At 27.7% G+C, this 11389-nt stretch carries 6 protein-coding genes and 1 pseudogene; 6 read left to right on the top strand and 1 reads right to left on the bottom strand.

From position 1 onward, the window contains the following. Positions 1 to 77 precede the first annotated feature (77 nt). A pseudogene (locus tag GOM42_RS07445) lies at positions 78 to 4844 on the top strand (discoidin domain-containing protein). Positions 4845 to 5152: 308 nt separating this feature from the next. Here the strand turns inward: GOM42_RS07445 and greA are convergent. Further along, on the bottom strand, positions 5153 to 5617 hold the full coding sequence (gene greA, locus GOM42_RS07440; RefSeq protein ID WP_003452135.1) for a transcription elongation factor GreA: 465 nt from the start codon (positions 5615 to 5617) through the stop codon (positions 5153 to 5155). Between the two features lie 587 nt (positions 5618 to 6204). On the opposite strand from greA, the gene GOM42_RS07435 reads away from it, so the two are divergent. The 5 genes from GOM42_RS07435 (at position 6205) to GOM42_RS07415 (ending at position 10992) form a co-directional block, all read left to right on the top strand. Continuing rightward, positions 6205 to 6864: a hypothetical protein gene (locus GOM42_RS07435; RefSeq protein WP_110077122.1), complete on the top strand. Its 660-nt coding sequence runs from the start codon at positions 6205 to 6207 to the stop codon at positions 6862 to 6864. Between the two features lie 134 nt (positions 6865 to 6998). Beyond that, positions 6999 to 7319: a hypothetical protein gene (locus tag GOM42_RS07430; RefSeq protein WP_110077121.1), complete on the top strand. Its 321-nt coding sequence runs from the start codon at positions 6999 to 7001 to the stop codon at positions 7317 to 7319. 6 nt (positions 7320 to 7325) lie between these two features. After that, the gene (locus GOM42_RS07425) at positions 7326 to 8252 is read left to right on the top strand and encodes a cell envelope integrity protein TolA (RefSeq protein WP_110077120.1); all 927 of its coding nucleotides are present in this window, start codon (positions 7326 to 7328) and stop codon (positions 8250 to 8252) included. 259 nt (positions 8253 to 8511) lie between these two features. Beyond that, positions 8512 to 9432 (top strand): HNH endonuclease, encoded by a 921-nt coding sequence (locus GOM42_RS07420; protein ID WP_110077119.1) that lies wholly within the window; start codon positions 8512 to 8514, stop codon positions 9430 to 9432. A gap of 54 nt (positions 9433 to 9486) precedes the next feature. Then, positions 9487 to 10992, top strand: coding sequence for a hypothetical protein (locus tag GOM42_RS07415; RefSeq protein ID WP_243157110.1), 1506 nt, complete (start codon positions 9487 to 9489; stop codon positions 10990 to 10992). Positions 10993 to 11389 lie beyond the last annotated feature (397 nt).

The following is an 11389-nucleotide window of genomic DNA, read 5'->3' as shown; positions in this document are numbered from 1 at the left end:
GGTATAAATTAAAAGTAGTGTTTTAGAAAAATCTATTTTATGTAGAAACTTTAATTAGATTAATAGGGGGGAAAGAAGTGCAAGTTAATAAACTTTCAAAAAAATCATTATCTTTAACATTAGGGCTCAGTGTGGCTCTAACTAACACAGCACCATTATCAGTATTAGCAAATGGAGCCAAGGTAGAGGATGTTGTAGCTAGTAAGAGCCAAGATAAAATCACTATTGGAAACGAGTACATTTCTAGAGAGTTTTCTATTGAAAACGGGAAGGTATTAACAAGTGAAATAGAAAATAGCAGAGCAAACACTACTTTAGTTCCACAATTAGGTTCAGAAGATTTTATTATAAATACAATACAAGAAAATTCTGATTTACCAGAAGTAGAAGCTAATTCTCCAAAGGAAGTTTTAGATAGAGCTAACTGGAATGCAACCCTTACAGCTAATAGTGGAACAGCATATCCAGCTACAGATATTGAAAAATTATTCGATGGAGATAAAAATACTTATATAGATAGTTATAATATAACAGGTTATCCAATATCATTAAAAATTGATTTAGGAGAAGTTAAAACAGTATCTTCATTTTCTTACCAAAAAAGACCTGGATTTACTGATGCTAATTATGGCAAAAATGGAACTATGGGACAGTACAAGCTTTATGTAAGTGAAGATGGAGAAAATTGGACAGAAGCTGGAGAAGGTGAGTTTACTAGAGAAGACTTTAACTTGCATCAAGAAGGTAACCTTCACAATGTTGGAGATGTTGTTTATGGTAATTTTGATAAAACTTATGAAACTAGATATATAAGAATAGATCAATTATCAGATGCATTAGGTAATACACAGGAGTTTTCAGGAGCAGAAATAAATTTATATTCAGATAAATATGAAAAAACAGAGGAACCAATAGTACCTAAAACTGCGATTAAATCAAGTGATTTAACAATAGATACTTCCTCTACAAAGATAGAAGATATTGAAAATGGGAAAAAGCTTACTATTTCATATGAGCCATATGATTTTAATGGAACTGAGTATAATATAGATATGGTTACTGTTCTTGAAAATGATGACCACTATATGAGATCTTTCCTTGAAATTAAAACTAATAATGAAAATGCAAAGATAGATTATATTGATTTAGATCACTTTATATTAGAAGATGGCATAAAGGATACTTTATGGTCCCATCCAGATTTAGAAGATGTAACTTCCATATTAATAGGAAAAAATGAATTGATGCTAGGGTAGCCTATTTATGCCAATGGTATGTTCTTTGGATCAGAATTCCCAGCTACAGATACTGATGTAGTGGATGATGGAATGCAAATTAGATATTATAGTGGTAAAAGTTTTGAAGAGTTAGAAAGAGATAATCAATTAACTACAGATGGAAAGTTTGTATCATGGCAAAATGTTGTGGGAGCTGCTAAGGGAGTAGATACAGATGTTGTTCAAACTGATTTCTTTGAATATATATCAGAAATAGCTACACCAACTGATTTTAGAAAGCAATATAATTCATGGTATGATAATATGCTTACAATAACTGATGAAAGTATTTCTAAATCTTTCTATGGAACAGAAAAAGGATTAACAGAAAATGGAGTGGAACCAATCGATTCTTATGTAGTAGACGATGGATGGCATAACTATAGAGATCCAGAATTTAACCCTAATATTTCAAAAGAACAAGCTGGAAATAGTATGAATAGAACTGGATTTTGGGAGTTTAATGATAAGTTTCCTAATGAGTTATATACATCTACAGAGTTAACAAGTAAATTTCAATCAAAATTTGGATTATGGCTTGGACCTCAAGGAGGATATAATTTCTATGGTGGTTTTGCAAGATACTTAGAAAAAATGGGAACTGGATATGCTCAAACTAATAATGGGGTAAATGTTTGTGTTGGTTCAGATAGGTATATTAAGAATTTAACAAGTCTTTTCTTGGATTACCAAAAGAGATTTGATATAGACTATTGGAAACTAGATGGATTTGCTCTTAGACCTTGTACAAGTGAAAATCATGATCACATGACTGGTGGACACAACAATATGTATTATACAACAGACCTATGGGAAAAGTGGACAGATGCTTGGGAAATAATGAGAGCTAGTAGAGCAGAAGAAGGAAAGGACCTATTTATAAATGCAACTTGTTATGTAAACTTAAGTCCATGGATTCTTCAATGGGTAAATACTGTATGGATACAAAATTCACAAGATACAGGAGAAGCTGGTACAGGTTCAAGACATCAACAAAAAATAACTTATAGAGATGCTGTTTATCATGATATTTATAAATCAAACCAAATACAATTCCCTGCAAAGAATATATATAACCATGAGCCAATATATGGTGTATCTGATGGAAGTTTTGCAACTACAGAGGATTTTAGAGATTTCTTATTTGCTAATGCAGTTCGTGGAACAGCATTCTGGGAATTATATTACTCACCATCAATAATGGATGATGAAAAATGGAAAGTTAATGCAGATGTTTTAGACTTTGTGGAAAATAATTTTAATGTTTTAGAAAAGGCTAAATTATTTGGACACAGAGCTACAGAGGGTGTTTATGGATATTCTGCATGGGATGGCAATGAAGGTATAGTTTCATTTAGAAATCCAACGGGAGAAACTAAAGAGTATACTTTAGATTTAACTGATATAGTAGGAGTTCCAAAGTCAGTATCAAATCTTAAAGGAAATCAAGTATTACCATATAAAGTTGGAGATATAGGATCAGTATCTTATGGAGATAGCATAACTGTAACTTTAGAGCCTTATGAAACTAGAATACTTCAATATGGAAAGGTAGATAATAAAGCTTGTGAAATAGTTTCTGCTAAGGTGACTGGAGAAAATGAAATAACTATTAAGTACAATGAGCGTGTTGAAAATGGAGAAGGAGTTTATTCAGTTGAAGGAAATGAAATTACTGAATCTAAATTATTAGATGATTATAGAACAGTTGTTATAAGTACTTCTAATAAACTTCAAGGAGAGGCTAAATTAAATATTAATGGAGAAAGAGATGCTCTTCAAAATCCACTTACAACAAGTTTAACAATTCCTGTTTATAATAATGGAAAAATTGTTTCAGTACAAAGTGGAGAGGAATTAATAGGGGGAGAAAATATAAATAAGAAGTATAATGGAAATTCAGACACATACTTCTTAGAAATGAATAAAGCTTATGAAGTTGATACAAATGAAAGCTTTAAAGGAAAAACTGACTTTGCAGTATCTATGGCTATTAATACTACATCATCTAATGTAAACTTATTAAGCCAAGAAGAGGAAATAAAGCTATCAATTGATGAAGAAGGATATGTAAACTTTAAAGTTAAGGATTTAAATCTTACTTCAAAGTCAGAAGTAACTACTGTTACAGAAAAGGCTCATGGAACTTTTGGAACTGACGCATATGTACCAACTTCAACTGAATCAACTTTTGTTGGTAAAGTAAATGATGGAAAATTACATCATATATCTGCAGTTAGAGAGGTTAACGGAGTTCTTAAAGTTTATATTGATGGTGAATTAATGAATTCTGCATATGATAAGTCATTAATAAATCAAGAGATAAATGGTGGAACAATTATGGTTTCTGATAATAACTTTACAGGAGTTATGGGAGATATTGAATTAAGAAATAGTTCAATATACTATGATGAAGCAAAAGAACTTTATAATTCTTATGAAGGGTCTGACATAATTGAGTATAGCAGAGAAAATTGGGCTACAAGTGCTTGTTCAGAAATGAACCCACCAAGTGGCAATGATGGTCCTGATTCATATGCTATTGATGGAAATGAATCTACTTTATGGCATACAAATTATGTTGGTGGAGATAATCATAGCGGAAATCACTGGCTTTCTGTAGAGTTTGGTGAAGAATTAGACTTTGATACAGTTAATGTATTATCTCGTGGAAAAGAAATAAATGGTTCAATTAAAGGATATAAGTTAGAGGCTAATATAAATGGAGAATGGACAGTTGTTAAAGAGGGAGAATTCACAGATGGAGTTAAGGAAAAAATAGAGTTAGATGAAGCTATAAAAGCAAGTGGAATTAAATTAACAGCCCTTTCTACATTTAATGGACAAAACTTTGCAGCTGTAAGAGAAATAAGTGTTACTAAGAAGGATAGAGAATCAACGGAGGATGAAATAAATGAGTTAAAAGCTTTAGTTAAGGAAATAAATAAAGAGGATTATACTAAAGCAACAGCTAATAGATATATTAATATAGCACAAAAAGTAAATGCTTTAGATAAGATTAATTTATCACAATTAGATAGATTAAGAAGTGATTTAAATAAAGCTTATGAAGGATTAGTAGAAGCTAGAGAATTAAATAAAACTTTAGTGGAAGCTGGTAAATTAATTAAGGAAGATTATACAATTGAAAGTTGGATAGTATTTGAAGAGGCATTAAATCATGCAAAAGACTTAAACAATGATATAGAAACTACTAAGGAAGGGGTAGATGAAGCTACAGTAAGATTAAAAGAAGCTATGAATTCTCTTGAGAAGGTTAATAATGAAGGAGAAATAGTTACTGGACCTGTTAATAATTTTGAGGCTTCAGAAATAGCTAAGAAGAACGTAACTGTTACTTGGAGTGCTCCAGAATCTACAAAGGGCTTAGAAGGATATGTTCTTTATAAAGATGGAAAAAAGGTAGCTGAAATAGGTGCAGAAGAAACATCATATAACTTTAAAGGATTAAACAGACATACAATTTATAATTTCAAGATTGCTGCTAAATATTCTAATGGAGAACTTTCAAAGAAGGAAAGTATAACTTTAAGAACTGCTAGATAATAAAGAGCAAGTGGCTGTATCAAGATAAAAATATAAAACTTATAGATAGGTTTTAAGAAGTAAGCATATTCCTTCTTTTTATACTATCTATAAGTTTTCTTATTTATATAGTCATCTTTACTTATTTTAAATAAAGATTATTTTTAAGTAAGAAATATTTTAAATAGCTAATAATTAATTAGGATTAGAAAATTTAAATTTTTCTTTTGATATTAGAATAGAGCCTAATTTGTAAGTTTTAAATTTAAAGAAAAATTTCTACTGTACAATATAGTAGTAAATTATTTTTATAAGTTAAGCTAAGTCTATTATAATATTTCTAATACTTCTACAGTATAGTTTCCACCAGGAGCTTCAACTTCTACTACATCTCCAACCTTTTTACCCATTAGGGCCTTTCCTAAATCAGATTCTATGCTTATACACATGTTTTCTAAATCTAAATCCATAGTTGTAACTAAAGTAACAACATCCTCATCATCATCTTCAACAAATTTAATTCTAGCTTTGCTGTTAAGACCTAGTGTAGATTTATCATTACTTTCTTCATCAACTATTATTGCTGTTGAAATCATAGTTAAAAGGTATTGTATTCTATTATCATTTTCTCTATAGTTTCTACAAGCTTCCTTATACTCAGCGTTTTCTGATCTATCACCATGGGCTGCTGCCTCAAGTTTCTCTTTCGCAATCTTTGCTCTAACAACAGACATTCTATAGTCTAATTCTTCTCTTAACTTTCTAACGTTTTCCTCTGTCAAATAATTGTTCATAATAAAATCTCCCTTAACTCTTAATTCTTTATTTTATCATTATACAACATTTACATAAATTTTAAAGGTGTTAATTAGGAAATAGGGTAGTATTTATAGACTTTTATATTTATCTACAGGAAAAATATAGCTTTTTATGCTTTAGTGACGGAGTTGTGACGGACTTGTGACGGATTTTGAGCCAGAGTTTTCTTAGTGATACCAAGGGTTTTGACGGAATTGACGGACTTTTTTTATTCCTATATAATAGGGAAAATAAAAAAATAGTATAAAAAAAAGACATTTATTAAATACCCTATATATAGTGAGTGAAAAATAGCAAAAGTCTGACAAGATATGTCTAAAGATAGTCATACCAAGGCTTTAGAGTATGACGGACTTTTTGAAAGTCCGTCACAAACTTGTGAAAGTCATTTAAAAAAACATTGAAAGTTCAATTTAGAGGTGAATAAGAGAGTTTAATACTATTATTTAATGGCTATAATTAACAATTTTGTTATACATTAAGGGAGAAATAGATATAAAATATGAGTAAAAGGAAGAGAGGTAAGAGGTAGAAAAATTTAAAAGATAGTTTTAAATGAAATATGAAAATAAGAAATAAAAAAGAAAAGGAAGAATATCATATGAAAAAGGGAATTGGGGTAACTATTTCAATTTTAAGTTTAGGAGTTTTTTTAGCTTTATCATTTTTTATTATTGCTAAGAAGGAAATAAAGGATTATAAAAACATAGGGATTGATCTTACTTATGATGAAAGGATTAAAGAACCTATTGAAGAACTCTTAGTTAAGTTTGTTGATTTTGATTATTCTAAAGAAGAGGTTAATTGTGAGGAGATAATTTCTAATAAGGAAGTTGCAGAGACATATAATTTAACTTTTAATGCTACACTTAAGTATAATTTAGAAAGTGAATTGAAGATGTCAAAGGTTTCTATAAAAAGTATTGTAAAAGAGCCTGATAATGAATATAGGGTAAAATTTCATAGGGAATTTGAGATAAAGTTTGACAAAAATAGTGATACCATATCAGGTGGAATGGATGATTATACAGCCTATATAGTTGAAAAGAATGGAGAGTTTTATATAGATAGAATTCTTAATGATGTTGATTTTAACCAGTTTAAAAATAGTAAGAGTAAAATAGCTAAATTATTTAAATCAGAGGAAGAGCTTTTTAATGAAGCAATGAAATCTGAAATAGAAGCTAGAAAGAATTATGAGGAATACAAGAAAGAGATATAAAACTTAAAATGTCAGATGATTATATTTAATTTTTAAAATTATTTATATTTTCTTGAATTTAATTTAAACTTTATTGACTTAAAATTTTAAATATGTAAATATATATGAGAATTTATATTTTTAAGGGGGAAAAAATGAAAAGTTTATTAAAGGAGAAAATTTCTATTTTTAAAGTTCCTATTATTTTATTTATAGGATGTTTATTAATGATATCTCTTAATAAAAGTATTTATAAAGAGAATAAAGAAGACTTTAAAGAAAAATACATAAAGACTGAGAGCGATTGTAATGCTTTAGAGTTAGAAAATAACAAGGCAAAGGAAAGAAAAGAGTCTTATATGGAACTTAAAAATAAATATGATGAGTTAAGCAAGGAATACTCTGATTATGAAGAAAATACTTCAAAGGATTTAGATAAAAAGATAGAAGAGCTAAAAAGAGAGATAGGAGAATAACTTAGTATGAAAAATGATTTAAAGAAATTATTTAAGAAGCTACCAGGAGTAAATGGAAAATACAAGAAAGTTATGACTGTATACTATGGATCTCTTATTTTATTCAGTATAGTTACTTTTTTTATTAAAGAAGATGGGAGCAATTTTTTATTAAGGGAATTTTTTATATTTTTAGTTTTACCATCCATAGCAATTGGTTTTAAAAATATGAAAAGATTTAGTAGAAATGAAAAGTTAAATTATATAGTTTATCCAGGGATATTTATAATTCTTATAAATTTTATTATTAATAGTGGTTTAAATAATAATAAAAATTTTCAAAGTGATGCTTTAAAAGAATTAGGAATAAATGAAAGTGAATATAAAGAAACAATAGAGAGATATGAAAATTTAAAGGTTGAATTAAATAATAATACTATTAATGAAGATCAGTATAAGTTAGAAGAAAATAATTATAAAAAGCTTGAAAGCTCTTATGAAAACTTAAAAGCTGAAACAGCTAAAAAAGAGGAAGTTTATAATGAGCTTTTAAAGAAGAAAGCTGAAAAAGAGGAGCAAGAAAAAATAGTCAAAGCTGAAGCAGAGAGAAAAGCTAAAGAAGAGGCAGAAAAGGCAAGGTTAAAGAGAGAAGAAGCAAAAAGAGAGTCTTCAAATAGTAGTAATTCAAGTAGTAAAAATAATCAATCAAATAATAAAAATAATGGAACATTTAAACCAAATGGGGGTACGGCTAGTCATGATCATAGAACAGGATATGATAGCAAAGGTAGTGATCCTAATAAGCCACAAGCCACTTCAGACTATGGGTATGTAGCTAGTGGAAACAGCTATGTTCATAAAACTCCAGATTGTAAATTTATAGGGGGGAAGGCAACAAGTAGAGTAAGTGTAAGTGCTAGTGGAAAGCATATTTGTAATTGTTGGCGTTATTAAAATATAATTATTATAGTAAGAGATATAGAAATTTTCTATATCTCTTAATTTTTTAGATATTTAAAAGGAAAACTTATTTAAAATAGAATTTTATGTTAAAAATTTCATATGTTTTAATTACATAAAATAATAAATATTGTATAATTATAGAATGTGGAGTAAGAAATGGTAATATACACTTCTTAGTTTATTTAAGATAGTTTAAAAGAATAGATTTATAAAAACATATATTGTTTTAGTGAGTGGGGGAAGAGTTACTTTGGATAGAGTTAAATCATGGGAGTATGATGATATTTATAATAAAGTTGCCATAAAGGATTTAGATAAATCCTCATTTAAGAGGGGAAGCCATATTCCAATAAAGGTTAGAAAGGTTTTTGAATGCGAAGATATTAAATATGGAGATAAGAAGAAAATAACTCTTATATATAAAGGTGAAGCCTTTGAAGCTCAAATAGAGGGGGAAATTAAAGGTGGAATACGAATGAATTGGTCAAAGTTAATACCTAAAATGAAGGAAGTTTTTAAAAATGAAATAAATGACTTTGAAGATTCTAAAGAGCTTAGTGTAAGAGTACCTAGATTGAAATTTACAAAGGAAACAGCCATAAAATATGATGTGGAAATGAAAACTAAATATAGTTATGATGTTCTTTGTGAATTAGAAAGGCTAGAAATAGACATTGAAAACAAAACCATAGAAGAAATAAATGAAGTTGGAGAAGTCATAGAGAGGGTTGTTAAGGCTAGAAAAAATCAAAACAAGTTTAGAGAAGCGCTATTTAAAAGAGAGAGTAAGTGCAAAATTTGTGGACTAGCTCATAAGGAGCTTTTAATAGCAAGCCATATAAAACCTTGGAGCAAAAGTACACCAGAGGAAAAGCTAAATCCCTTTAATGGATTCTTACTATGCCCCAATCATGATTCCTTATTCGATAAGCATTTAATAAGCTTTCAGGATAATGGAGAAATCATAATATCTAAAAGACTCTCAGAAAAAGAGCAGGAGCTATTAAACATAAATAAAGATATTGTGATTAATATTGAAGAGGAAAATAAGAAGTTTTTAAAGGAGCATAGAGATGTCTTTTATGAAATAGAGAAGGCATATATTATATATCAAAAGTTATATGTAGAAAATAAAGGAATATTTGTATATGGTGTTGAATTAAATACATAGATAAGTATAAGAGAATTGTTTGATATGATTTTGAGATTTAAAGGAGAGAGAGATTTGAAAGTAGGATTTTTATTTGGAGCTGGAGCGGAAGTAGGATATGGGTTACCTTCAGGTGGAAAATTTGCTTTAGAGATATTTAGACAAGATACAAGTGAATGTAAAGCAAATTTTAAGAAGCAAAGAGATGAGATAGATGGTTCAACATACTATGCAGCGAATTGGCTTCCTGATGATTATAAAAATAAAAGTGTTAGTTCTTTTGGTAAAACAGTATTTGAAACTATAATAAAAGATACTATAGAGCATAATAGAGATTACATAATAAACGAACTAAATAGATTTGATGAAATAGCTAAATATGAAGAAAATTTGTTGAAATCAAGTTATGGAAAATCATATTCTCAAATTATAAATGAAAAAATAGACACCACATTAAAAAATTGTAATATGAAGCAAGAAATTTCATTTATAGAATATTTTAAGGAAGGAAATAAAATATTTGAAAGTAACTATTTTTCTTCTTTATTAAAGTTATATAAAAGTAAAACTATAGAGAGTGGTTGTATTAGACTAGAATTAAGAAAAATAATTTTAGCTATATTTCAATTACAAATTGGAGCTTTAAGTGAAAGTTTAACTAGACAAATAAATGATGGAATATTCAAAGAGAAAGATGATGAAATAGACTTATTAGATGATATAGGAGATATAATTCAATTAAATTCACAATCTACAGGTTTATCTGGATTAGAATATGTAATGGAAAATAAAAAAAATGAATTAAATAATGATGAAGATTTAATTCTTGCTTTTGCAAGAAATGTAATAGAATCAATATATGCATCAGTACTAGATTATAAATCATTAATAGATTCTAATTGGCATTATTTGTACTGTCCAAAAGATGAGTGGGCTAAATTTTGTAAAATAAATATATTTTTATGTTCAGTAAGAGAATACATATTGAAGAAATTTGAAGAATCAAAAGAAATTAAAGAGAATGGATATTATCATGATTTACGAAAATATCTTAATGAAGATAAAATAGAAGTATCTACAATAGCAACTACAAACTATAATAAATTTATTAGTGATGTATTAGAAGAAGAGATTTGCTATTTAAATGGTTCAACTACTTTGTGGTATGATCCATATATAAATAGAATTGGATCAAAAGAAGAATTAGAAAAGAAAGAAAAACATTTTTTAGTACCTTTGATTTTTACACAAAGTGGGACAAAACCTATGACTTCGATAGAAATGTCAAAGAAATATGTAAATATGTATGATGACTTTAAGAATTCTGAAAAAATATGTGTGGTTGGTTTTGGGTTTAACAAAGATGATGAACATATAAATGGAATAATAAGAACATTAGTAGATATTGATAATAAAAAACTTGTTGTTGTTGAATTAGATAATAATATACCAGAATATAAGGTTAAAGAAAATATAGCTAATAAATTAAAGGTATTTAATGAAGAAAATATAGACGTAATATTAGTTGATAAATATAGAAACTCAGATGATGAGATTTGGTTAGAAAAATTATTGGAATAGTTAAGTAAAAGAAGCATTAAACTTATGTTTAATGCTTCTTTAATTTGAAATCCTTATTTATTAATATGTTGATTGAAAAAAGTTAAAAATATTCCAATTATAAGTTTTATTAATAATGGTCTTTCAATTAAATATTTATAAAGTATTTTAACTACATAACTATTGTTATATAAAATTGCTAACACAAAAAATGATATTTTTTTATTCATAAAATCAACTTTTCTGATTTGAAAAATATTTTATTCAAATTTTAATGGAATGAATATGATATGTATTGATAGCAATTAAACAATATTAATCTTATTTACCAAAATTAATATTATATTCATGTTTATAGAAATAGACTTATTGACCAGTATAATTTACTATAATAGAATTATATTGAACTTTAAAATAA

Origin of the sequence: Clostridium sp. 16K-1-R1 (assembly GCF_023921145.1) — a bacterium.
In the GTDB taxonomy this organism is placed as follows: Bacteria; Bacillota; Clostridia; order Clostridiales; family Clostridiaceae; genus Sarcina; species Sarcina perfringens.
The sequence above is the reverse complement of the archived record's forward strand: the minus strand, read 5'-3'. Positions and strand labels throughout refer to the sequence as shown.